The sequence below is a fragment of the Chryseobacterium sp. JK1 genome (genome assembly GCF_050632815.1).
In the GTDB taxonomy this organism is placed as follows: Bacteria; Bacteroidota; Bacteroidia; order Flavobacteriales; family Weeksellaceae; genus Chryseobacterium.
Genome location: NZ_JBODRU010000001.1, coordinates 824,107 through 850,006, shown reverse-complemented (window position 1 = coordinate 850,006; position 25,900 = coordinate 824,107). Strand labels below are relative to the sequence as shown.

Here is a 25,900-nt window from a genome sequence, read left to right as displayed (position 1 = left end):
TATTATAAAGAATTTATTAGAATATTTTCAGTCATATAAATCCATGAAAAAAAATAAAGAATTCAAAGGACTTTGGTACTTGCCAAGCAATCCAGAAAACAAAATTGGCGGAACATTAATAATCAAGTCTGAAAAGATAGTGTTAGAATTATTTGGTTGCTATCATACAGAATCAGAAAGTATAAAAAGAATATTGGAAAATAAGGTATCAACTATAGAAACAATATATGGTGATATTAATGATAATAAAAAAATAACCTTATTTAATTGTCGAGAGTCATTAAATATAAATTCATTGAATTCTGTCCACTTAAGTACTTATGAATGCCTATACACCTTAGAAGGTTTACATTTAAATTCTACTGAAGATAAATTCTTTGATAAAATTTCTTTATTCTCTCCCATTTTTTCTCAATGGAAACAGCCTGCCATTATTGAAAAATCATTTTATTTTGGTGAACTTAATAATAAAGTGAAAAAAGTAGAAGTTTCTACGGATCAAGATTCCTACTGGAAAAAGAATTTTGATATCACAGAAGGATATCAATTGACCCTTAGCGGGGAGAGTCAATTTAATGGAAATTTTGAAAACACAGAATTTAAGTTTAACCAAACCACGGCTCTATCAATAGTATGTAAAGAAAAGAAGAGTTTTTCAGTTTTATTAGAAAAGGTATTTCTTACTTGTAAATTTATAACGTTAGCAACACAAATTCCTGTTCTAATAACAGAACTTTTTTTATATAATCAACAAAATATTCCTCAGAATTCTGATCCTATAAAATTATATTTCATAAGTAAGAAAAAGTCTACCCAAAAAGTTGATTCTACAAATTTTTTATTTACTTATGATGATATTTCTGATATTTTCCCTGAAGTAATACTAAAATGGTTTAAAGAAAGTGATCGCCTCGCCCCAATTCGAAATCATTTAATAGCTAGTATTCAACAAAAAGGATACTTTTCAAGTCTTGATTTCCTAACTATTATACAGTCTTTGGAAGGTTATCATCAGAGATTTATAGGTACTGATAAGATTCTAAAGGAGAGAATAAACGATTTAATAAATAATTTCAATGCCGTACACCTTATTCTAAATAGCAATATTAAAGTTGATAAAGTAGTAAAAACTAGAAATTATTATTCTCATTTTTACGATCGTAAAGGAAATGAGTTAGCAGGGCAAGAACTACTGGAGGAAACTAATAAATTACGAATTTTACTAACTTGCTGCGTACTTTCACTAATAGGTTTCGATAATAGTAAAATAAATGAAATTTTAAATAAAAAGAATTCCATTAAAAGATTATTTTAATTGTAATAGCTAAGATTGAATTAGTTGAATGAGTCAATACTTAATCTGACAGTTATAATCAAATTGAATAACTTTAGAATAGATTAAGTATTATGACTACGCAATCTATTAGCACATTTACCTTTGATGGTTCGCCATTATATATCTTTTATAAGACATATTAATTCTTTATTTTACTCTCTCGAGTATTATATCGGATTTGCCAGCCAATAATAACTTATAAAGTTCTGTAACCTCATTCCAATCTTTAGCTTGATATTTAGTTTGTTTCCCTGCAAAAATTACAATAAGTGATAAATCTTTATTTACTTCAATTACATTTTCATCATCGGTAATAACTGAGACCCAAAATGCTCCATGTTCTTCATCCATCAATTGGATATCTGATATAGCCTGTACAAAATCCTTTTCATCTATATTGTCTTTTTGATAACCGCCTGCATATTGAATATAATTTTCTGTCATATTATCGTTTTTTAGATTTTTGATTTACGCTAGCTGGCTATGGATAAACAAAACCCGGATATTTCCTATCGAAATCTAATACTCTTTCATCGTCATATTTATCAAAAACGTATCCCGTGAACAAATCTATTTCACCCAAACCGAAGTACAGCTTTTCAGTTTCGTAATATCTAACCTGGTTCTCCTCAAAATAGAGCAATGTGGTTTCTAAAGCATCCCCAGGACGATTTATTAGTTTTTCTTTGTTGATCCAAAACAATTTGTAGTCAGCATAACTTGCCTGAACTGTTATTTGTGCAGTTTCAAAGTCCAAATTGCTTAAAATGTCCTCAAATTCTTTCAAAAATGCTTTAAGCTCAATTTCATTATCAACAAAATACTTTGCTGTTCGCCCAAAAGAAATCAATATGTTTTCGTAAAAATAAGGATATTCACTTTCTCCTAATGAGAAAATATTCGGGTGAAAATAATAGTATTTCTTTTTAATCATTTCTCGTATTATGAAATCCTTTGAAAGGTCATAATCTCTATCTATTAAAATAGCTCCATGAAAATAATTATATTCCATAATCTTATAGGAACGCCACAGGTCCTGATCTCTAATATAGTGAATTAAAAGAAATAGCTAACAATTAATGCTTTTTTTATTAAATATCTGAGAAAAAATCCCGAATGATTAAGCTTGGGATTCAGGCAGACTTTTTTTCCAAAATCAATAGAATTCTATCTTATCTAATAACACCCTTTACATTTACTTTTATCAACATATACTTTATTACCGGATGAGTTAGTGTAATAACAGCCTCCTTTATCTCCCACATGTAAAGTATGACCATTATAAGAACATCCTGAATTGCCATCACAAGAAACCAAAATAATGACACAAGCTAATAGTAGAATTATTTTTTTCATTTTACGATATATTATTTATTGCAAAAATATATAGCGTTGTCATTGATAAAATACGGCTATCCGTAATGCTTCTATATGGAGTCATTCTACATCACCCTCTTAGAAATCTGTTATTAGATTTTTCCAGATTAAGTCCTGAAGAATAATGTTGCGCCAGGCATCACGCTACACATTTTGAAAGAGAGGTAGATTACGGCTTAACAATGCTATAATTTCAAGATTTACAAGACTACGGAAAACCGTAATTAGTTCATTTAAAGTTCATTTAGATTTGCAGATATAAAATTAACTACAATGAAAAAATCATTACTTTATCTTGTATTACTTCTCTCCGTTATTTCATGTACCAACTATTACACTGTTCGGCTACAGGAAGATACACATCTTTATTCCAGCAGTGACAGCAGTAGATCAGTTACCATTATTCCTAAAGATACAGAAGTTTATTTATCATCAAAAGTCAATAAGAAAAATTATAGAAAGCTTAAATGGGGAAATTATTACGGGTGGGCTAATAAGCCCAGCTACACCACTTACAGCAGCTATTCTAAAACATCATCGTATTCTTCTCCATCAGTAAGATCATCCTCTAGTTACAGTTCTCAATCAAATTCAGGCGGTTCAGTACATGTTAAAGGTTATACGCGAAAAGACGGAACTTATGTTAGGCCACATACAAGGAGTGCTCCCAGAAGGAGATAAAGTTGCCATCAAAATTGTTTTTTCAACCCTTTAGAAAGCAATGATTACGGATTTCCGTAATGAAAGTAATGACCAAAAATTTACTTTTGATCTGGTATTAATCTGTTTTGATATCAAAATAATTATTAATTAATCTTTATTGTACTATGAATACAATCGAAGCAATCAAGCCAGGACCCAAGCCTAAAAAACCAGATGGAGAACCCGACAGAAGAAGAAGGGTAAACCCACCCAATCAACCAAAGCATCCAAAGCTAAAACCTCACGAACATGAAAGAGGGGATTAGACTTGGATAAAATGTAGAAGCAGCTCATTGGCTGCTTCTTTACTATATTATTATTTTGAAATTAATTCTTATTTCCAAATTCAAATGATGTACTGAAATCATTTTTTAGAATGATAAAAGCATCAAACTTTTTACCATTTTTGCTTTTCATATTCTTGATTAATGATGTTTTGTTTTGAGTTAACAGTAAAGTAAGATCTTTAATGCTGAGTTGTATTCCGCAAATAGTTCTGAATAGAATCCAACTGCATTGTTCCTTGGGACATTTTACGATTTTATCTTTGATGATAAGAGTATGTTGTTGGCATTTGGGGCATTTGAGTTGTGGGATGTTTTCTTGTGGAATATGAAGTGATAAAAGTTCGCTGGTGATTTCTGCTGTGTATTCTTGGATGTCGTTGATGAATTGAGTTCTATTGAGCTCGCCTTTTTCAATTTTATCCAGTGCCATTTCCCATTCTGCCGTCATTTGGACATTGGCTATTTTTTTGTCTTTGACAAGGCTATAGACTTGTAAACCTTTATCGGTGGGATGCAGGGTTTTGCTTTTCCTTATTATATAGCTTCTGCTAAACAGCGTTTCAATAATGGAGGCTCTGGTGGCTGGGGTTCCGATGCCGATAGTAGAGAGTGCCTGCTTTTCTTCTTTGTTTTCAATCGAACTTCCTGCGTTTTCCATGGCTGATAAAAGATCGGCTTCTGTATAAAGTTTAGGTGGTTGTGTGGTTTTTTCCAATAACTCGGTTTTTGGAATCGTCAACTCATCTCCTATTTTGAATTCCGGAAGCTCAGTCAGGGTTTCACCAGCATTAAGGGTATTTTCATTGTCAGTGAGCATTCCCTTTATGGCTCGCCAGCCTTTGTTGAGTATTTTTGATCCCTTGATCTGGAATTCATAATGATGTACTTTTATCATGATATGGCTGACTTGTTTTATACACGCATGGGAAAGGGATTCCAATAAACGGTAAGCAATCATATCATAGATAGCTTTTTCAGTTACAGTAAGTGCGGATGGAACTTTCGTAGTGATGAGTAAACCGTGATGGTCCGTTACTTTTACATCATTAACGATTCTCTTGTTGAAATTTCCGAATTTTAAAGTAGATATGGCTGATTTAAATTGATCGTTTGTATTGAGGATTCTGACCAGTTCAGGAATCTCTGTCCATAAGTCTTCAGGAATATACTTGCTGCCGGTTCTGGGATAGGTTATAAACTTCTTTTCATACAAGCTTTGGGCAATCTGTAAAACCTCATCTGCAGAAAGACCCAATTTTCGGTTGGCTTCTTTCTGGAGTTCGGTCAGATCAAAAAGTAATGGAGATTGTTCCAGTATTTTTGTAATAGATACATCTTCTACAACAGCTCTACCTTCCCTTTCTATGGATTTTTGGACTTGTTCTGCCTGCTTCTTTCCTTCCCATTGTAATAGTGAAAGACTGGTGAAGTCTGTATATTCTTTTCTATGACTCAGCTGGATTTGAAAGTACTTTTGCTTGGTGAAGTTTTGATGCTGAAGAAATCGTTGACAGATCAAAGCAAGGGTTGGGGTCTGCACTCTGCCTAATGAATAAATATCTTGGTTCCCTGCGATGGTTAATGCTTGTGTGGCATTGATTCCGACAAGCCAGTCGGCTTCGCTTCTTGCTTTTGCTGCCTGATATAAACCGTCAAAGGCATCGCCTGACTGAAGGTTTTTAAATCCGTCCTGTATTGCTTTTTCGGTAAGGGAACTGATCCAGAGTCTTTCAAAAGGTCTATTGCATTGTATGTAATGATAGATATAGCGGAAGATCAGTTCTCCTTCCCTTCCCGCATCTGTGGCGACAATAATACTGCTGCATTGATTAAAGACTTGCTTTATGATATTGAGCTGTTTTAAAGCTGAAGGATCAGGCTCATAGCCTTTTGCTTTCTTTAGTTTTTTGGGAGTCAGAATAAAAGGATTTGGAAAGATAGGTAATGAGGCTTTATTGAAGCCTCTTATACCATAATCTTCCGGCATTCCTAATACTATCAAATGTCCCAATGCCCAGGTGACACAATATCCGTTACCGGAAAGGTAACCCTCTTTTTTTTCATGGGCTCCTAACAATTGTGCGATTTCTCTTGCAACGCTCGGTTTTTCCGCGATGATTGCTTTCATATGATGGATTTAAATGTTAATTATAATTTCTGTCTTCTTGGTTTTCTAACCCTTTTTTGCTGATCTTCCTGTTGTTTATGGGCAGGTTGTTGCTGTTTTGATTCTAAAGGTTCCTTCACATTTTTAGTAGCTTCATTGGTTTTCCCTTGAGAATTAACCGCAGTCTGAGTTTTATGATCTTCTGTAGGTTTTGCCTCTTCTTTAAGTTTATTAGGATTGTTGAATGAGAATTCAGTTTTGGAAGTTTCTTTGTTGAAGGTAATATAGCCTTGATAGGCTTTGCCTTTAGCATCCTGGAGTCCATCGATATAAATGGTTTGTCCGGCTTTGAATTTTTCATACTGTGAATCGTCCAGCACTTTTCCTCTGAATATTCGGGGAGCTTCTTTATCCGTAGGTTGAGTTTGTTGTTGATTATGATGATGTTGTTGACTTTGTTGCGGTGCCTGGTTATTGCCAAACAGAAACTCTACATAACGCTTATCTGCATTGAATTGTACGGTGGCATCGAAGGATTCTCCTTTTTTAGAAGTCATGCCTTCAAGATATAGTGGTCCTCCTTCTAGTAGGATTTGTTTCTGATGTTCATCGAGTTGTATTCCTTTGATTTCATCAGGAATTTTCATGTACTCCGCTCTATAAGCAACCAATTCGTTGGTTAAACGGTCACGGCTGATGACTGATGGAATGATTTCATCGGTTTTAGGATTAACCAGATCTACTACCCTACCCATATTTCCGCTTTCTCTAAGATTCTTTTTGTCTTCATCACTGAATTCATGTCCGAGGAATTTCATATTGAGGTTAGGTTCTTTTCGGATACCATGCAAATGAACAGCAACCTGTCCGGTATCTCCTGTTTGAAGGGATAGTCGAACATCCATCTTACTGATCGCCGTTCCCAGATTAATGGTAATGGGAATCAATGTATTGGTTTTAAAACCTCTGAGTAATGAATCCATAGCGTTCATCTTTTCAAGCTTCTCCTGATTAAGTCCGAACTTTTCCATCGTTTTCCAGTCGATCTGTTCTGGTTGAAAACGATATTCCTGATTTTCTGTGTTGTTGTCCATTGTATTTTGATTTTTGGGATTGTTATTATTTTTCGATAAAACTTCGTAGTCTTTCAGCTTTTCTTTTTCTTCAGGAGATGCCCGATCAACATATTTTTGAAGATCCTTGGCGGTATTGACAGCATCATATTCTGAAACCTTGAAAAAGTTGAAATGAAAGGGATTTTTGAGTTGTCGGTAAAAATTAGAAAAGAAGTTGGAGAAAATATCTCCATGTTTATCAACCTTGATCAGCTCATCATTTTCCTTTTTACCCTCGGGAGCAAACTTTTGCAGATTGCCTTCCTGATCAACTCCTTTGACCATTTCAACCTGATTGGTATGAATGTTCAGGACAAGGAGTGTGTCTGTTGATGGTTTGATTTCACCGGTTTCCTGAGAGTTTATTATTTCATCTTCCATCTTATTTTATTTAATGGGATGAAGGTATTTAGTCGATCACGAATTCATAAAACTTGGAATTACAGTAGTGTATTTGGCCGTTGAAGTCTTGATCATAATGAAGAACTTAGGCACTCTCTGATCAGTTGATGAACATCCGAAAGCTTATAATACAGCTTTCCGCTGATGGTATAGTAAGGCAGCTTTTTATCCGTTCGATATCGTTGTAATGATCTGGAGCTTATTTTTAAAAGCTGTAAAACATCCTGGTTGTCCAAAAGCTGCTCCCCGTCTATTTCTATAAATCTGGAATGGTTCTTAATCAACTGTTCTTTTAGAATATCAAATCTTTCCATGATTCTCTCCATCCAGGCTATAAATTCTGTTCTCTCAATATTCATAACTGTGATTTTTATGATTGTTGGTGATGTAAAATTGGACAACAGGAATGATATAAAATCACTACTTTTTCGTAGTAACGAAATTTTTTCATAATTTTTAGCAAAGCTTGAGCTTACATTGTGATATATTTTCACTCACACTCCCTTAGATCCGTTAAGTATTAATTTCTTGTATAAATAGTTCACATATTGAAAATTGGCTGTTCTGCAAGTTCTTATATTGTGATGGTATCTTAAAAGCAATAATTAAAAAGTGGTTATACATCTGACACACAAAAATTGGCCAATTTTTATAATATTTATTTGGAATGATTGTAAAAAAAGGAGGGATAAAGAAAGAATTAATCAAAAGATTATACGTAATTTTAAGCCAATACTTATGGGTAGAATTAACATGATCTTCCTTTTTTTCTGGCATTAAAGTTTTATCAATTGGTATTATAAAACGATCCAATGAAAACTTCTAAAATCAAATATGCATATAGGAATCTTATACAACGATATCGAATTGGGATATTCTCCAATTAGTTCTTATCATCTAGGGTTATTAACACGGAACAAAAATTTCTATAAGAATTTTATAGATAGTCATTTATATATTATTGCACAAAGAAAAGAAATCACTTTTCATAAATTATCTTACTCAAAGAAAAGTATAAAATTTGAAATCCATCAGGAAGATAATGATAAGATTATTAACTGTGAGCTTCCGTTAGACCAAGATGGTTTTAGGCTAGATTTAAAAAAAGATATACAGTTTCGAGTACATGATAGAAGAAACACTTTAGAAAAAAAAATAGAATATCCTTTTGATGGAATGCAGGCATTTTCTATCCTAGGAACGGATCCCTTAACCCAAAACAGTGAATTAGCAGTTTGGGTTTCACCTGATAAACTTTTTTATCATCATTGGAAAGGCGATCTTATCGCTAAATTTTCCGATGACTATCGTGATATGCTGAATTTCAAGATACATTATGTAGGCAAATCTACTGAACAAAATATTTGCAAAAGATTATCAAATCATTCAACTTTTCAGGAAATATTAATCAATGAAACTCCGCTCAGTTATGGTAATATTCCATCAAATGAGATTATGGTTCTTCTTATGAGGATATGTGATAATAATAGTATTGTTAGCTGGGGTAAAGAAGCCACTCCGGAAGAAATGGCTGACTTTATCTTAAACTATCAACTCCCTAGTGATAAAACGGTTTCATTAGATGCTGAAAAAGCATTAATAAAACATCTACAACCTCAATACAATAAGATTCTTTATCACTCCTTTCCTCAAAACAATGATCTTGTTAATATGGATTATCATTCCGTAATCTTATATGCTTTCCGTGATCCGATTTCTTTATTATACAATCAAGGAGTTATGAAAGGTGGAAAATTTGGAGAAGAGCGGGACTATATTGCTGTAGAAAGAAATTAATTAAAATAACTCTTAGTCCCTTGTTTGCAAATCAAATAATATTAAATCATTGAAATGAACAAAGACCTAGTAAAACTATTCCCGAGCATTAATAATTCAATTCTCACCCATACCCCAATAATTATGTTACCTATCCCTCCATCAGCTAAACCAGTTGGTTGTGGAATATATTTAAAAACACAAAAAGCCCGATATCTAATTAGTGCTGGACATCTTTTAAATATCCAGGATTGGAAAGGTTTGATAGTACCATCAGGAGGAACTAAAGTTTTAAATTTAAATGGTGTGCTAGCCACCACTTTTCAGAAAGGTAATCAATCGGATGATGTAGACTTTTCTCTATTTAAATTCTCACCACGAATGAATAAACACTTTGATGATCAACAATGGAAATTTATTACTCCTGAGCAAATCATTACAAGTCACATTTTAAATGATGAGGGATATTACTTCATTTCTGGATATCCTGTAAGTGGTGTTAAGAAGATTTCAGGTAAAGCTGAATTTAAACCACAACCCGTTAAATTTATTACAGAAACTGTCGATCAAAAAGTTTATGATAAATTCGGTTTTAATAAAGATAATTTCATTCTAGTCAAATATAAGAGAAAAGCAGCACCTTTTGATTCTAATTTACCGCAGATAACAAAAGAATTAAGTGGAATTAGTGGCAGTGGTCTTTGGTATGTTCCTGACTTTAATGACAAAGATGATAATGGAATTCCCAAATATTATCTTGTCGGGATTATGACCGAAAATCATAAAGATAAAGGCTTTTTAGTTGCAATAAAAATTGATTTTATAACCGAACTAATGATACAACTTTTTCAAGACCTCTCATTCGAACATACTAGATTCGATATCACCAAAAAGTTAAAGGAAATCATTATCGATCACGATTTATAAATATGATAAGAATTAAAATGGTAAATTTTGACTTGTAGTAACTTCATTAATCAATGTCGTAATTAATTCGCTAACAAATGAACTCAATTGCTCGACAATAGTTTGAGTAAATACTTTAAGTTCAAGTTGTGGTGAATTACTTGAAAAAGTTTTATTACAAAAAAGCGTTATCATGTAGCCGTTAGAGTTAAATAATAAATTAGTCTTATATCCATGAATATAGGCATTTCTCAGTAAATTTATAGTTTCTAAGTACATATTAAAAAAATGCTCATAATTCTGAATACATTGAATAAAAGGGGTAATATTAAGATAATTTAATCTTAATAGTGAAGATAAATAATCTAAATACATTCCAAGAGGCATACTTAAAGGCTTATTTTTAGTTTTATGAATAATAACTTTTTTACCTAATATTTCGATTAATCGAACTATATTTTCAAATATTGAGGCAGTTGTAAGCACAAATGTTTGAAATTCATTATCTATTAATTCTTTATAGATTTCTGGAGATTCAAAGTTCATCATTTTAACAAACGAATTTGTGTCAAAGTAAAACTCACATGAAATCTCTAGAGGTAAAGTCGCTGCATTTCCATTTATTATTTGATCGTCTAGATCTTCAAAATAAACATGATAAATAGTTTGTATTTTTCTTAATCTTGAATTTATACTATTCAGTAATTCCTTCAGATTGGGCGAGGACTTTATTTCATAGATTGAATCAAAATCTGAATTTATAGAGGTGATTGTTGCTGATACCTCGTGTACATTAACTTTTTGAAGTAAATGATTAATTTCTGAAGATAGATCAACTAGTTCAATTGTTTTATCTGGGGCCATACTATATCCAAGTTTCGTTGTTAAAAATATTATCATTACTACGATCAATGCTACTTTGAATTGATTTTATTGCATTATTAAGTAGTTCATATGTGTTAGAAAACAGCGAATAATTAGATATTTTTCTTTTTAAAATTTCCATCAATATAATATCTTGTGAAAATGGTTCTCCTGGAGTTCCAATTTTAACTCCTGTATTAGTCAATGCCACATAGGCATTTGACGTAAGGTCTTCTAGACTATCATTTTCAGTTTTAACTGAGTTAGCATTTTCAAATATTCTCAAAATAAGGTCTATAAATCTTTCATCTTGGGCAATAAATTCTTGCAAAACGGTAAGTAATCTATTTTGTATTTCGTAATTCGGTTTATAATCATCTGCCAAATCGTTAATGACTTTAGCTAATGAAGGTGCTAACTCCTTAGAATCAGCCAAATATTCAAATAATGATTTGGCAAAATACAATACTGTACTATCTTTCAAAGATAAAAACCAATCTACAGCATGTTTAAATAATACAGGTCTTAAATGTTCTAAGTCTTCAAATAATGCAGAAGCATTGTTTGAAGGAACAAAGACATAACTATCATATACTTCATTTGTTTTGAGAATATTTACCAATCTTAAGAATCTTTCATCAAAATAATCCATAATAACTTTACATCCTTCATTTCTAAGAATTACATTCATAACCATTTCAAATTCATATGATATAGAAAATCTCAAACTATGTTGTAAAAGCAAATTTCTGGTCAAGTTATAATTAGAACCAAAACGATTCAAATACATAAAAGTATATTCAGCATGACTTTGATGGCAGTAATCAAAAAAATCTAACGTTACACGGGTCCCCAGTGTCGGATCATAAGCCATAATTGTGGGTATCATTTCAGCAATTTGATAACCATTCTTTTCAGATTTTTTAATAAGTATTTTTTCTAGAAATGTAATTTCAAAATCAAAGATTTCCTTACTATATATATCTGTAGAACTAGAAAATATACTTAAAAATACATTATCCATTTGTGAGTCTTCTAATTCTAAAAGATTTGTTACAAGGCTAATATACATTTTAAGGTCAGAAGTATTATTCCTTAACTTTTGTAGAATATCTGGAGCGATTCGAGAAAATAAAAAAGAATCAACTCCATTTTTTAAAACATCATAAAACTCCATTAAAAAATTATCATCTTTCAATATCAACTGCTGAGTAAATACATATAGATTAATAAATTTATTTCCTTTTAGTTTGTATGCTTGAATAAGTGAATTTGCAATTTCACTAGGGTTTTCTTTTGTTAATAATTCATTTATTCTTTTGCTTACTTCCTTTCTAACCTCATCGTAAGACTTACTTCTATCCAAATCAAAATTTCTTGAAAGAATGTGGACAAGCTCTTCAACGAGTGATGTTGCTGATAATTTGTTTTTAATATTCTGTAATTGATCTACATGTTGATTCTTTTTATCCCAAAATCTAAAAAATCTAAGCTGTTCATTTAAAAAAAATTTTTCGGAGCTACTAAATTCTGTTGAATCTAACGCAAGAAAAGATAGAATTTTACTAACTTCTTTTTCTCCATCATAATGTGGTAAATTCTTATAATTACTAAAGATATCTCTCGCTATATCAATTAAAATTTTTAGAATAATTAGTCGATAATCAACATTCTTTTTTTGAAAAAGATTTAAAAGATTTTCAATTACCTTTTTCCGGACAAACCTGACGTTTTCATTTTCAGGAACCCTGTATGTAGTAATGTTAATTGACTTTCGGTCAATAGAAGATTCAGTAGTCATGAATTCCAGTTTCATAAATGAGCTGAAAACTTGGATCAGTAAGAAAGTTTCATTTTCATTCAATAATTTTTCTTCAAACTTCAATCGATCAAGAAAATCAATTTGTCTTTCCATCTTAAAGCCATCATAATAATCTACTTTTGTAAAACTATAAATAGATCCTAATATCGAAGATATATTATATTTATCTTGTATTTCAAAAATAGCATTAAAAACAAAACTATAATTTTCTTTATTTATTAATAGGTAGGAAAGGTGATTCGAAATGTTGGTTATTATAATGCTTGATATAGCACTCTGAGAATCTTTATTTTGATTTAGTTCTTCAAGTTCTTGAAAAAAAACACTTTTTGTATCTGTTAAACTTTTAATGTATATAGTTATCAAACCTTTAGTTATTTCAGGAAAATGTCCTCCAATTTTAAAGATAGTAGAACTAATATCTAAAAAATCAAATTTATTTGATACAAAATTTACAGAATTTAAATATACATCTGATAATGCTTTTAACACCTCTTCTGTTTCATTATTTGAAATAGAACTACTAAGATTAATTAATATATTATTAATTTTGTTTTTGAAATATTCAATATATTTTGTCAGCTTTCTACTCTCTATATTAGAGACTAAAATATCACTGTAAAGATCAGGTTTAATTGAAATTGATGATTTACCATCAAATACACCTCTGTTTTTTAAATAAAAAATTATTTCTTCAACTTCTTCAACATCTACTCCTGTTACTTCAGCAATTTGTTTTAACTCATCAGAATCATGAATATTTATAGGCTCAATTAGTGCTAAAACAGAAATGACATTTAGAATTTTATTTATTGAGAAATTAAATTCTAAATTAATTTTTGATATAAAGTCATTAAAATGGTTTGTTACATATTTTTTTAGAAAGTTATCATTCCTTAATTGGGTAATTTCTTTCTTATTTTTTATAGCATTAATCATGGCAACAATTACAATAGGTTTACCATATGAGAAATGCACAAGTTCATCAATAAATGCTTTAAAAGTAGAAGTGGTTAGATAATGTAAAAAAAAGCTTTTTGTATCAGAAATACTCAACGCATTTATTTGATAGTTCCAAACGAAATCTAAGTTAAATTCTTTTAGTGGTAGATCTGGACTATTTATTCCTTTCTGTCTACTCGTCATAATAAGTTTAGCCTTATCTCTTTTTTTTGAGACCAATGAAAATAAATCATAAATGATATTATCTTCAAAAGTATGGGCATCGTCTACTAAAATGATATGATTTGTATCTCCTGAAATCGCATAATTAACACTATCATAATTTATACTGTGACTATTAAGCACAAGTAACACCCATCTTTCATTCAAAGTCTCTAAAGCTTTAAAAAATTCTAATATGGCCCTTGTTTTACCTAATCCCGCTTCACCAAATAAATTAAATACTATTTTATCTGACTTGATAAATTCAAAAAGAGCATTTTCTAAACTCTGATTCTTTACATAATAGTTTGTTAGACTTATAGGAGATAATGGATCTTTATTCGCTAATTGTTAACTAAAGTAATCACGATAATTGGTTAGCTGAGCTGTATCAAATCCTTCGTCAAGCCATAATCGAAGCAATGGATATGCAATAATTTTGGTATTTAATTTAGCACCATCCCAAATTTCAAATAAAACATTTCCACCAGTTATTTCTTTCCATAAACTCGTAAGTTCTGCTATCGAATTGGGAAGTAACTCTACATTTGTTAATAAAAAATAATGAGATACATCCGAAGTTAATTTAGATGATTCATTTTTCAAATCACTCTTTAAACTTGATAAAGCAGTTTTGGTAGGTGTTGTTTTAAATTTATATTGAAAACGCCAATGATCGTTGTCTGTAATCATTTGCCCATCAATTCCTCCGTCCTTTCCTGGCGCACTAAATGGTACAAACTTATTTCCTAATTCAAAAGAAAGTAATGCGTTACAAAAATGTGTGAAAATATCGGAATTAAACCGAGACCAATCAATAGTTTTCATTCAAGTTTTATGGCTATAATATTACGTTAAAGATAATGATATAATATGGAAAAAAAATCTTTTAGTAAGATCGTATCAGAAAAGTCCAAAATTTAAGCAATTTGAATCAATCTAAACGTGAGATTTATTCGTTCTTTCATAGGGATAGACGATTTGGCAATACGATGCTCCCAGTTCTCTTGTAGATCTCCTTTCATAATGAGTAATGATCCATGAGGAAGTGGCAGGCTGTATTTGCTTTGATGGTAGTCTTTTTTTCTGAAATCAAAGTTTCTGGTTTGTCCAAGGCTGATGGATGCGATGACTGGACGTTTACCATAACGGCTTTCCTTGTCCCGATGCCAGGCGACGGAATCATTATGATCACGGTAAAGATTGAGTAATACGCCATTGAATTGATAACCGAACTCTTTTTCTATTCTTTCTTTTAAAGCATACAGTTCGGGAGTCCATTCATTTCTTTTAGTGGTATTATTATCGGCTGAATCGTAGGATTTTGCATCGCCATACCAAACAGTCAACCGTGGAGTAAGTATCATCTTATCGTACATTTTCTGGGTACGCTGTTCCCAGGGTGCAGTTTCCAATAATTTGTTTCTAAGCAGGTCAGCTTCTTCCCGGCTCAGGAAATTCTCTCTGTATTCCAAAAGGTCTTTTGGAAACTCATAGAATTCTTCTGTATCAAATAAACTCAGCTGGGTCATTGTAATTTGTATGTAAAACATTTAACTTTGTCTCATTCCGTTTCTACGGAATAATTTTTTTTCATCATTTGTGTTTTTACTTCCCTTCGGGGAAGTTTTTTGATTATGCCATGTACTTAAAATGAATTCAATTCTTATCTCCCATTTTTTCTTTGATATGTTTGATATCAGTTTTAATTTCTGTGATAAAGTTTTGAATATGATGTTCTGCAAATTCATCAGGCTCATATTCTTTGGTATTAATACTACAGGCAAATTCCCAGATTTCTTTAATTTCAGGCAATGGAATTTTATAAGGCTCATAAAATTGATTGTCAGCCTTAACCCATATACCATCTGCTTCATGAAACTGAAACCTCTTATAACTGATACCATCATTGGTGGTAATGAAAACATACGTTCTGTCCGTTTTCAAATCCGAAAGATTTTCTACATATTTTCCCACGATATAGGTTCCGTTCTTATAGGGGGGCATTGAATCTCCATCAGCTGGAAATGCCCTAAACTTACCCCCTTTTAAAAAAGGTAATGATATGGTCTCCAGACTTTCTATGTATTCCGGATCTCCGTAGCCATTCAGGTAGCCCATTGAAGCTTTTTGGGGAATAATCTCAATTTGATTGTTTCCATCTTGATCAACCTTTATAGGCAGAACGATTCGATTGTCAGGAAGCTCCATGAGTTCATCGATAGAAAATTTTCTGACATCTACAGTCAACAATAGGTCGATGCTGATGTTATAGAATTTTGAAATTCTAAGCAATATTTCAATAGGCGGCTCTGTTCTACCATATTCATAGGCAACATATCTGGATCGGGTAAGAAATAATAGATCTGCCAGTTCTTGCTGAGTCATATTTTTCTTTCCTCTTAAAAACACGATGTTATCAGAGAATTTTGACATTGTTACAATTTTAGACAACAAAAATACAAAATTAGTTTCAAAACGTGACTAATTTTGTAACATGGAAAGAGCAATTGCACATATGGATTTGGATACGTTCTTTGTTTCCTGTGAGCGGCTTAAAAACTCTGTATTGGAGAAAAAGCCCGTTATCATAGGTGGTGGAGACCGTGGCGTGGTAGCATCTTGCTCATATGAGGCAAGAGAATTTGGGGTGCGGAGTGCAATGCCCATAAAAATGGCTTTGAGACTCTGTCCTGAAGCTTTGGTCATAAAAGGTGACATGGAATATTATTCCAATATGTCGCATACCGTAACAGATATTATCAGGGAAAAAGTTCCGGTCTTGGAAAAAGCAAGCATTGATGAATTTTATCTTGATCTCTCCGGAATGGACAGGTTTTTCGGATGCTACCAATGGACAAATGATATTGCTGATGCAGTAACCCATAACACAGGTTTACCGATAAGCTTTGCGCTGTCTACCAATAAAACAGTTTCAAAGATTGGAACCGGGGAAGCAAAACCGGGAAGACTGGAAGTCAAGGCACAGCATATACAACCCTTCTTAAACCCATTGTCGGTAAAGAAAATTCCGATGGTAGGACCTGAAACTTTTCAACTGTTTTCAAGACTGGGTGTAAAGACCATACAAACACTGTCTGAAATGCCTGTTGATATCCTGCAGCAGCTGGTTGGGAAAAACGGAACCGTTCTATGGAAAAAAGCCCATGGGATTGATGAAACTCCCGTTGTGCCCTACTCTGAGAGAAAATCTATATCCACTGAAAATACTTTTTCACAGGATACTATTGATATACAAAATATTCAAAGCATTCTCTCTGGAATGGTGGAAAAGCTTTGCTATCAGCTAAGGCAGGAAAAATGGCTGACCTCAACCGTTACGGTAAAGATCAGGTATGCCAATTTTGATACGGAAACCAAACAATGCAAAATCCCTTACACTTCAGCAGATCATACCTTGTTACGATATGTCCTTGAGCTTTTCAAGAAAGTCTATACTCGAAGAATGAGAATTAGACTTATTGGGGTAAGATTTACAGGGCTTGTTCATGGCTGCCATCAAATGGATCTTTTTGAAGATACTGAGGAATTGATATCTCTGTATCAGACATTGGATAAGATTAAAAATAGATTTGGCTCCTCCAGTGTAGGAAGGGCTTCAGGAATATTAGGCTAGTTTTTATTAATTATGTTTCTCAATTGTCATACTTATCACAGCTTGCGATACGGTACCTTATCTCTGGAAGATCTGGTTCAGCAGGCTGTTGACTATAAACTAAAAGTACTGGCCTTGACCGATATCAACACCATTACAGGAATTTATGATTTTTATAAATTATGCCAGGAAAAGAATATCAAACCGATTGTAGGGGTAGAAATAAGAGTTGAAAATGAATTATATTATATATGCATTGCCAAAAACCAGGAGAGTATTGCCGAAGTTAACAGGCTTTTGACAGATTACAACTGTGAGGGAATAGAAATTCCAAAAACAAATCCTGATTTGAAAAATACTTTTGTAATCTATCCCCTGCACAATACTCCTGAAAATCTCCTTGATCATGAATTTATAGGGATAAGAACAGATGAATTAAACCTTCTGATAAAACCGGAATGGCAATGTTTGATTTCTAAAATGGTAATTCTGCAGCCTGTCACTTTCAAAACAGAAGAAGAATATCAACTTCACAAGCTCCTTAGAGCTATTGCAGGCAATACATTGATTACCAAATTATCAAAAAATGATTACTGCAAGAGCAATGAAACCTTTATCGATAAAAGGACGCTTTTAGAAAAATATCAATACTATCCTCAAATTATTCAGAATACCCGATATATTGTTGAGGCAAGCAGTTTTGAATTTGATTTTAAAACTCCAAAAAACAAAAAACACTTCACTGACAGCAAGGAGAATGATTTCTTGCTTTTAAAACAGCTGGCTTATGAAGGTTTGCATAAACGATATGGTACCAATCATCTTCAGGCTAAAAAAAGAGTCGAGAAAGAACTGGCAGTAATTGACCAGCTTAATTTTTGCGCCTATTTTTTGATCACCTGGGATATCATACAATACAGCAATCGTATGGGATTCATGCACGTTGGTAGAGGAAGCGGAGCAAATTCCATTGTCAGCTATTGCATCGGGATTACCGATATATGCCCTCTGGAACTGGATCTGTATTTTGAAAGGTTTTTAAACCTCAACCGAAAAACACCTCCTGATTTCGATATTGACTGGAGCTGGAAAAACCGGGATACGATTTTGGAATATATATTTTCAAAATATGGAAAAGATCATGTGGCTTTCTGCGGAACCAACGTAGAGTTTAAAAGCAGATCTAGGTTCAGAGAACTTGGAAAAGCATTTGGTCTGCCTAAAGATGAATTGGATGAACTCTCCAAAAAACCGAAAAATCAGCATGATCAAAACTCAGTTGTCCAGCTGATTTACAAATATGAAGAACTCTTAAGAAATTTTCCCAATCAAAGGAGTATGCACTCTTGTGGGATTTTGATTTCTGAAGAACCCATCACCCGATATTCTGCATTGGAAATGCCGCCAAAAGGCTTTCCGATTGTTCAGTTTGATATGCATACCGCTGAAGATATTGGTCTTGAAAAATTTGATATCCTATCTCAAAGAGGTCTGGGAACCATAAAAGATACGGTTAATCTCATTGAGGGAAAAAGAGGTATTACCATTGATATTCAGGATACAAATCTGTCAAAAGATGAAGCCACATGCAACGAATTCTTAAGTATTGGAAAAACCATAGGCTGCTTCTACATTGAATCACCAGCTATGAGAGGGTTATTGAGAAGACTTAAATGTGATAATTATAAAGTATTGGTAGCTGCCTCCTCTATTATCCGCCCAGGCGTTGCCCAAAGTGGTATGATGCGGGAATATATTTTTAGACATAATCATCCCGGTCATTTTGAATATTTTCATGAGGTCTTTGAAAAAGAGCTCGGTGAAACCTATGGCATCATGGTATACCAGGAAGATGTGATAAAAATTGCCATGCATTTCGGTGGTGTATCTGCTGCCAATGGAGATGTATTACGAAGAGCAATGAGTGGTAAGGGAAGATCATTGTCTGCACTACAGAAGTTAAAAGATGATTTTTTTGAATCCTGTAAGAAAAAAGGACATCCTGAACAATTATCCAAAGAAGTATACCGGCAGATTGAATCCTTTGCAGGGTATTCCTTTTGTAAAGCCCATTCAGCGTCCTATGCTGTAGAGAGCTATCAGAGCTTATACTTAAAAGTTCACTACCCTATTGAATTTATGGTATCAGCCATCAATAATGGAGGTGGGTTTTATAGAACAGAAGTATATATCCATGAAGCTAAAATGTCAGGAGCCGTCATTCACAATCCATGTGTAAATCTTAGTGAGTATCAAACAACACTCTATGAAAAGGAGGTATACCTAGGCTTAATGCATATTGAAAGACTGGAAGGCCTCATTAAGGAATTGATTCCTGAAGAGAGAAATAAAAACGGAAATTATAAATCATTGGAAGATTTTGTAAAAAGAATTCCCATTGGTATAGAAACACTCCAGATACTTATTTTTGTAGGAGCATTCAGGTTTACCGGTAAACAAAAACATGAACTATTGATAGAAGCCAGATTTCTGTTGTCAAAGAATCAATACAGAACCAAAACCATTTCATTATTTGATCAGCCCCAAAAAGATTATCAATTACCTGTTATCCAAAAGGATCTTTTTGAAGATGCTTTTGATGAAATCGAAATACTCGGATTTCCAGTTTCCTACTCCATATTTGATTTGTTGAAAACAAAATATAGAGGTCATGTCCTAGTTAAAGATCTACTGAAATACCATAAGAAGCAAGTCAAAATGCTTGCTTATCTTATTTCAAGGAAACACGTCCCCATCCAAAAGAAAAATCATCCGGGACAAAAAGACGATATGTACTTTGGAACTTGGATTGATGCAGAAGGACAGTATTTTGATACGGCTCATTTTCCGGACAGCCTTAGAAAATTTCCATTTAAAGAAGGAGGCATTTATCTCTTGCTTGGTACAGTCGAAGTAGATTATCACTTTCCTACTGTTACTATTACAAAGATGGCTAAAATGCCACTTATTCCTGATCCCCGATATTCAATGGATAAAGACAAATCTCAGGAAATTCAAAGAAGCCTTCGGGAGGATGTAAGTATGACTTTTCGTAAGCCCTATCCTCAGCAACATGAGATTGGCTTACCCAGAGGAAAGATGAATTAAAATTCTATCTTCTTATAAAATTTAAAATTATTTTTATTCATCAATTTAAATTTAAAATACCTATAAAAACCGTCTTCTAAAATACAATTACCTACTTATTTTTATATTTGTCAATTGATATAATAAACCATGAACTACAATGAAAACTGAATTTATAGAAAAATTTAACACTCTAAAAAAAGTTCCAAAGGACAAACAGTTACTCCAACAAAGAGGAAGAGATTTTGAAGAATTAATAAACAATGTGTTTCAAGATGAAGGAGTCTTGCTAAAGAAAGGATTTCATTCTTCTGATCGTAAGTCCGAACAAATTGATGGAGCAATTGAAATAGACAATAGAATATTTTTAATTGAGACCAAATGGGTAAAATCAAAATTGGCAGCTTCTGATTTATTTTCCTTTATTGGAAAAATTGAAAACAAGTTCTTTGGAACATTAGGAATTTTTATATCCAAAGAAAAATTATCAGAAAACTTTATTAATGCACTTAACAAAGGTAGAAGACAGGTTGTTATTGTCATCCATGGGGAAGATGTTGAATTACTATTCGACTCAAAAAATAACATATCTATTAAGGAATACATTTCTTATACACTTAAGGTTTGTTCATATGATAATATTTTACATTTTCCAGTCAAAAAATTTCTTAACATAGATAAGCCTAATACTTCAATTAAAGAAATTCATAGTCTTAATGAAGAGTCAATTAAATTTATCCGAAATAATTTATCGAATGAGCCAATCTCTGAAGATGATTTATTATTAAAAATTAATGAAAATGATCCCAATTTAAATAATAAAATATTTGAAAAAATTATTTTAATGTACTCCGACATTTTTAATGCTAGGTTTAAAAATCTTAACTTTGATTTGACAATCATTGAAAATTTCGATAAATTTTTAAAACTTTTCCACGCCAGTAAAGAGACTTTAAAAACCACAGCTAAAGAATACTATAAAGAATTAATATTTAAAAGCTTAGCTATTTATCACCGAGATTTCTTCTCCAATACTTTTTCTAAATTTTACATCCAACTTTCAAAAGAAGATAAAGATAATATTGAAAATAAATTAATAAATAAATTTAAATTAGCCTTTAAAAACTCGGATTGGAATTCAGAAAATTATATTACAGATATTATTAAACCTATTTGGAAAAATATAGCTATAAATGAAGATTTTAAGGATTTTTATTTGTCAATATATTTAAGAGAAACTAAAGACAAGTTCTCCCAAAAGAAATTTGCAAACGAACTCGTACAAAATGATGAAATTAGTGCAGAGTTCGCAGAAAAATGGTTAACTGGAAAAATTGGAAATATTTTTGAAGAGTACAATAAAACAGTCGATCAAAATGATATTAAATTTGTTGCGAGAACTTATCTACCATTAAACAAAATTTTAAATAAAGATAATTGGATAGAATACATTAATACATTATTTACCAGTGTAAAGCAATAAAAGATTTAGATAAATAGAGTACCACTTTCTATTATTCTTAAAACTATAGTCTATTTTTCTTTTATGCATTTGTCTGATCCGTTAAATATTTGATCTTTATTAAAACTGAATGAAAAAGAGAAATCTAAACCAGATAAATTGAAAAGTAATTAAAGTCAAAAATCTATATAATATTTTTGAATCTTAAAATCTAAAATGTAATTTTTTCTGATCATTTTCATACTCTTAAAGTTAAAGAGTATAAGAATTGTGTCCTAACAAAGTTAGCAACTCCAGAATTCCATTTGTCATTTGATGATACTATGCAATAATCCTTTCATTAATTTTGAATAGAATGTATAAAAAATCATTAACTTTATATTAATGGCTTATATTCAACTTATTTAAAAGTAGTAAAACTATACTTTTGACAAGTCTGTTTGAATACTACTTTGTGTTGTCCCAATAATAAAAGCATCTTTGTCAATAATGTCAAATTCATTAAATGAACCAATTACTAAATGAACTGAGTTTTTAATTAATATAATTGATTCTTCTTTACTCAATTCAACATTTTTATTCCCTCTCATCCATCTTTTGGGATTGGATTGATAAATTCTTTCTGCCTCTATATCTGTAATCATTTCTACATCTACTTTTAGCATATTATCAAACCATTGATTTGCCGTAGCGAATCTCATTTTAAATGCTTTTTCAAAATCCGCAACTATGATCTTATTGCTGATCAATTCACTGTAAGATGTATATATATCTATATCTTTGTACGTTCCTAAAAGGTATTTGTTTTTAGCTTCATGATCAAGTTGCTGTTTCCATTTAAAATCTTCGTCAAACACCAATACATCTGAATGACCATCGAATGATGACAAAATAATTACATTTGGTTTTTGCCCTTTACTTTCAAGCCAGTTGATTGAATCATCAATCACTTTTTTTATATTTTCATTTACTATTGGATCGATTTCTTCCACGAAAACCAAACTAAAAAAAGCATCATCTACCCATCTAGCGATCATACCGCTAACATCTCCAATATTAAAAATACTATCTGAATTACTCTTTAAAAAAATTCTTTTAAGATTATTGGGAAATATTTCTTGACCAATAAAATTTATGACTTCACTCGACTTCTCGACGTTTCCACGAGATAAAAATAAAGCTCCAATAGCTAAATTCTGTTTCCATACTTCCCCAATATAATTTTCAAAATCTTTAATTTTATCTAAATCCAGAGGCTCCTCTGCAATTGATCTTTCTTTACTAGTAATAGTTTCATACCTTAGATCTTCAAAATAATTGTTTATTTTATCAGCTCTTCGTTCAAAATCAAGCTCATTATCATATCCTAAAATGGATTTCCAGAATTCGGTATCGTTTTTAATAATTGCAATATTTTCGCGCACTTTATCTGCAAAAAATGGGATGTCATTTATTTGAATTTCATCTAATTCCAAACGTTTTAAATCATTAATATATAGAGGTATTTCTTTTTCTTTTAAAAGATCAACAACAAATCCAAATGTTAGCCAATCGTTTACGTTTGGTGGTTTATAAATTTTACCGCTTAGTCGCTCTTTATAATCCCAGCTGCTCCATTCAAAATAATTATAATTTGGACTGTGCCGCAGATAAAGAAGATCACTCACAATCTCCTGAGAATCGACCTTCATAATAAGCCCATCGAGAAATTTCCTTGTTGATGCTAAATCATTTAATTTCAGCTTATATAAATAAATTGCCCAGTATCTTAAACCAAGAATTCCATGTCTCTTATATTCGTCAAAATATTTGACACAACCGTACAGCCTTTTACTCTTTTCTAATTCAGCTGGCGATAGCCTTGAAGAATTAGTCCTGATCTCAAATTTTAAATTGTAAAAAAGATATTTATTAAGTGGATCAATACGATCGTATTCATTTATAACATAATCAAAAAGCTCAGTATCTGAATTCCTGATCATCATGTAAATCATTCTACTAAAAGTACAATAGGACTTATAAAGAAATACATTACTAATGCTTAAATTTTCTTCATTAGCTTGTTCAATATCTTTTTCATTGTATGGTACTATATAACTGATGAATTCATTAAGGTGCCTAGCTGAATTTGTAGTAACATACCTATAAAACTTATTGTAAGTTATACTATCTTTTTTTTTAAGATAGCTATTGTAATAATAAGAGCTGAAAAAATTTATATACCTGCTGTAATGTTCAAGTGATTTATTTCTACTGCTTAAAAGCAGAACATCCACAACAAAATCATTCAGAGTTTTAAAAGTTTCAAGGTTGTTGCTGTCAATCGCTTTTTCAATTGACTGCCAAATAACCCCATCAATACCTTCTGTAATATCGTTTTTATCTTGATACATCATTTGTTTAACATTTGAATTTTATATAACTCAAGATAAGCCTTTAAAGGATCAGCGAGATTCCTATATTTGTTTTCTTCAGCTAGCTGTATTATTTTACTATCAAATTCTTTTCTATAAACATCTGAAACATATTCAAAGCAAGGTTTTTTACCTGTTGAATAGCACATTCTTAAAAGCCACAATTTGATGGGTAGGTTTTTTTTATTTGTTATCCGTAAATGTTGAACTGTTTTTAAATTTACTGCATCATCTAATGAAAGAGAATCATAACCATCTATAATTTTTAATTTTAAAATTATATTTAAAAGCCACAAATTAATATTTCTTAGATAGCGCACGTCTTTGTTATTATCAATTTCCAAAACGTCCCCACTCAAAATCATTCTAGAATTCTGCAGAGTTGCCAAGTCTATTCGTCTTTCTATTAAATTAATTCCTCGTTCCTCCATAAAAGATTGATAGAGCTCCGGACTATATTTTTTCATTAGAATTATCTTCATACGCACTTTACCCTCTTTCATTAATTCTTTAAACAACATATTGCTTATTTCTTTTTCATTTGTGAAATAAATAATCTGTCTAAAAAGCATACCTATTAAAATCAATATAAATAGAGAAATATACGTACCAGCCAACACAAGTTTGATATAAATAACTTCAGCAAAACTGTCACGTAGGGTAGACAGAATAATAAAGAAAAAAATAGTTGAGAGCGTGAGGTATATAGTGAAATATAAAAGTGATTTTTTAAATAATAATTTATAAGTCGTTGGTGACTTAACCGCCAAATTATTAATTAAAAATCCAACAACCACTAATGAAATACTAATTATTGTAGCAATATTTGTAGTTCGTTGATCAACTAAAACTTTAACCGTTTCTATATTGAAATCGAAAACTTTTAATACTTCAAAATCCAATACCAATGGTGCACAAAATAATCCGATCACGATAATAGGTATGAAAAAATAACTATTTCGATCTGACAAAAAATTAATTAAAACATGTTTACATACAATTAAAAATCTGTCATGAAGATCTTCATGTTCCTGCTTAACTTTTTTTCTGACCTTTTTCAAAAGTCCAAAATATTTATTCATGTTAAAAGTTTTCTTGATATACAATAAGTAAAGCCAAATTTTGAAAAATATTAACTTATACATATCTATCGTATAAATAGTTTTATGATCTAGTTTCATTCAAATATAATCAAAACTTTTCTATCAAATCTTCGAAGTATATGAATTTCTATTATTCTTTAAGCCAGATCGTCTATTCATTTGTTTAGGAAATATATACAAATCTACCTTAATCTCCATACCAACCATTAAACACATATTTTAGGATTTTTATAAAATAATAGCGATTTTAACAAATACAAGAAAAAAAATAAGACTTTTGGGTACATCTAAGCTTGCGGATAGTGAGTACTCTTTGGCTTTTAAATCAGAATTTAAAAGAACAATATTAATCACCAAACT

At 31.6% G+C, this 25,900-nt stretch carries 20 protein-coding genes; 8 read left to right on the top strand and 12 right to left on the bottom strand.

The window, feature by feature from the left end; all coding sequences use genetic code 11:
- Positions 1–43: 43 nt before the first annotated feature.
- On the top strand, positions 44–1,315 hold the full coding sequence (locus tag ACQ76T_RS03715) for a HEPN domain-containing protein (protein ID WP_431341996.1): 1,272 nt from the start codon (positions 44–46) through the stop codon (positions 1,313–1,315).
- A 168-nt stretch (positions 1,316–1,483) separates the two neighbouring features.
- On the opposite strand, the gene ACQ76T_RS03710 is transcribed toward ACQ76T_RS03715, so the two are convergent.
- Together ACQ76T_RS03710 and ACQ76T_RS03705 are read right to left on the bottom strand one after the other, a co-directional pair.
- Entirely contained in the window at positions 1,484–1,780 is a 297-nt protein-coding gene (locus tag ACQ76T_RS03710) for a hypothetical protein (RefSeq protein ID WP_431341995.1), read from the bottom strand.
- Positions 1,781–1,817: 37 nt separating this feature from the next.
- Positions 1,818–2,348 carry a hypothetical protein gene (locus ACQ76T_RS03705; protein WP_431341994.1) on the bottom strand — a complete coding sequence of 177 codons (531 nt, stop codon included), beginning with the start codon at positions 2,346–2,348 and terminating at the stop codon, positions 1,818–1,820.
- Positions 2,349–2,986: 638 nt separating this feature from the next.
- On the opposite strand from ACQ76T_RS03705, the gene ACQ76T_RS03700 reads away from it, so the two are divergent.
- Together ACQ76T_RS03700 and ACQ76T_RS03695 are read left to right on the top strand one after the other, a co-directional pair.
- Positions 2,987–3,394: a hypothetical protein gene (locus ACQ76T_RS03700; RefSeq protein WP_431341993.1), complete on the top strand. Its 408-nt coding sequence runs from the start codon at positions 2,987–2,989 to the stop codon at positions 3,392–3,394.
- A gap of 146 nt (positions 3,395–3,540) precedes the next feature.
- Positions 3,541–3,681 (top strand): hypothetical protein, encoded by a 141-nt coding sequence (locus ACQ76T_RS03695; protein ID WP_167497828.1) that lies wholly within the window; start codon positions 3,541–3,543, stop codon positions 3,679–3,681.
- A 61-nt stretch (positions 3,682–3,742) separates the two neighbouring features.
- Here the strand turns inward: ACQ76T_RS03695 and ACQ76T_RS03690 are convergent, their stop codons facing one another.
- From ACQ76T_RS03690 to ACQ76T_RS03680, 3 genes are all read right to left on the bottom strand, one after another.
- Positions 3,743–5,830 (bottom strand): DNA topoisomerase 3, encoded by a 2,088-nt coding sequence (locus tag ACQ76T_RS03690; RefSeq protein ID WP_431341992.1) that lies wholly within the window; start codon positions 5,828–5,830, stop codon positions 3,743–3,745.
- 20 nt (positions 5,831–5,850) lie between these two features.
- Complete coding sequence (locus tag ACQ76T_RS03685; protein ID WP_431341991.1) at positions 5,851–7,305, bottom strand: DUF3945 domain-containing protein; 1,455 nt, start codon at positions 7,303–7,305, stop codon at positions 5,851–5,853.
- A gap of 92 nt (positions 7,306–7,397) precedes the next feature.
- On the bottom strand, positions 7,398–7,685 hold the full coding sequence (locus ACQ76T_RS03680) for a helix-turn-helix domain-containing protein (RefSeq protein WP_431341990.1): 288 nt from the start codon (positions 7,683–7,685) through the stop codon (positions 7,398–7,400).
- Positions 7,686–8,160: 475 nt separating this feature from the next.
- Between ACQ76T_RS03680 and ACQ76T_RS03675 the strand changes: the two genes are divergently transcribed.
- The gene (locus ACQ76T_RS03675; RefSeq protein WP_431341989.1) at positions 8,161–9,123 is read left to right on the top strand and encodes a hypothetical protein; all 963 of its coding nucleotides are present in this window, start codon (positions 8,161–8,163) and stop codon (positions 9,121–9,123) included.
- A 54-nt stretch (positions 9,124–9,177) separates the two neighbouring features.
- Positions 9,178–10,029: a hypothetical protein gene (locus tag ACQ76T_RS03670; protein ID WP_431341988.1), complete on the top strand. Its 852-nt coding sequence runs from the start codon at positions 9,178–9,180 to the stop codon at positions 10,027–10,029.
- Positions 10,030–10,041: 12 nt separating this feature from the next.
- On the opposite strand, the gene ACQ76T_RS03665 is transcribed toward ACQ76T_RS03670, so the two are convergent.
- The 5 genes from ACQ76T_RS03665 to ACQ76T_RS03645 form a co-directional block, all read right to left on the bottom strand.
- Positions 10,042–10,872 carry a hypothetical protein gene (locus tag ACQ76T_RS03665; protein ID WP_431341987.1) on the bottom strand — a complete coding sequence of 277 codons (831 nt, stop codon included), beginning with the start codon at positions 10,870–10,872 and terminating at the stop codon, positions 10,042–10,044.
- A 1-nt stretch (position 10,873) separates the two neighbouring features.
- Positions 10,874–14,026 carry a hypothetical protein gene (locus ACQ76T_RS03660; protein WP_431341986.1) on the bottom strand — a complete coding sequence of 1,051 codons (3,153 nt, stop codon included), beginning with the start codon at positions 14,024–14,026 and terminating at the stop codon, positions 10,874–10,876.
- 183 nt (positions 14,027–14,209) lie between these two features.
- Positions 14,210–14,686: a hypothetical protein gene (locus ACQ76T_RS03655; RefSeq protein ID WP_431341985.1), complete on the bottom strand. Its 477-nt coding sequence runs from the start codon at positions 14,684–14,686 to the stop codon at positions 14,210–14,212.
- Positions 14,687–14,778: 92 nt separating this feature from the next.
- Positions 14,779–15,411 (bottom strand): alpha-ketoglutarate-dependent dioxygenase AlkB family protein, encoded by a 633-nt coding sequence (locus ACQ76T_RS03650; protein ID WP_431341984.1) that lies wholly within the window; start codon positions 15,409–15,411, stop codon positions 14,779–14,781.
- A 106-nt stretch (positions 15,412–15,517) separates the two neighbouring features.
- Positions 15,518–16,294: an XRE family transcriptional regulator gene (locus ACQ76T_RS03645; protein WP_431341983.1), complete on the bottom strand. Its 777-nt coding sequence runs from the start codon at positions 16,292–16,294 to the stop codon at positions 15,518–15,520.
- 61 nt (positions 16,295–16,355) lie between these two features.
- On the opposite strand from ACQ76T_RS03645, the gene dinB reads away from it, so the two are divergent.
- The 3 genes from dinB to ACQ76T_RS03630 all read left to right on the top strand — a co-directional run bounded on the left by dinB (position 16,356) and on the right by ACQ76T_RS03630 (position 22,044).
- The gene (dinB, locus tag ACQ76T_RS03640; RefSeq protein WP_431341982.1) at positions 16,356–17,495 is read left to right on the top strand and encodes a DNA polymerase IV; all 1,140 of its coding nucleotides are present in this window, start codon (positions 16,356–16,358) and stop codon (positions 17,493–17,495) included.
- A gap of 12 nt (positions 17,496–17,507) precedes the next feature.
- Positions 17,508–20,582, top strand: coding sequence for a DNA polymerase III subunit alpha (locus ACQ76T_RS03635; RefSeq protein WP_431341981.1), 3,075 nt, complete (start codon positions 17,508–17,510; stop codon positions 20,580–20,582).
- Between the two features lie 139 nt (positions 20,583–20,721).
- Positions 20,722–22,044, top strand: coding sequence for a hypothetical protein (locus ACQ76T_RS03630; RefSeq protein WP_431341980.1), 1,323 nt, complete (start codon positions 20,722–20,724; stop codon positions 22,042–22,044).
- A 398-nt stretch (positions 22,045–22,442) separates the two neighbouring features.
- Here the strand turns inward: ACQ76T_RS03630 and ACQ76T_RS03625 are convergent, their stop codons facing one another.
- Both ACQ76T_RS03625 and ACQ76T_RS03620 read right to left on the bottom strand, forming a co-directional pair.
- On the bottom strand, positions 22,443–24,419 hold the full coding sequence (locus ACQ76T_RS03625; RefSeq protein ID WP_431341979.1) for a hypothetical protein: 1,977 nt from the start codon (positions 24,417–24,419) through the stop codon (positions 22,443–22,445).
- Positions 24,416–25,519, bottom strand: coding sequence for a hypothetical protein (locus ACQ76T_RS03620; protein WP_431341978.1), 1,104 nt, complete (start codon positions 25,517–25,519; stop codon positions 24,416–24,418). Before ACQ76T_RS03620 ends, ACQ76T_RS03625 begins: the two co-directional genes overlap by 4 nt.
- Between the last annotated feature and the right edge of the window lie 381 nt (positions 25,520–25,900).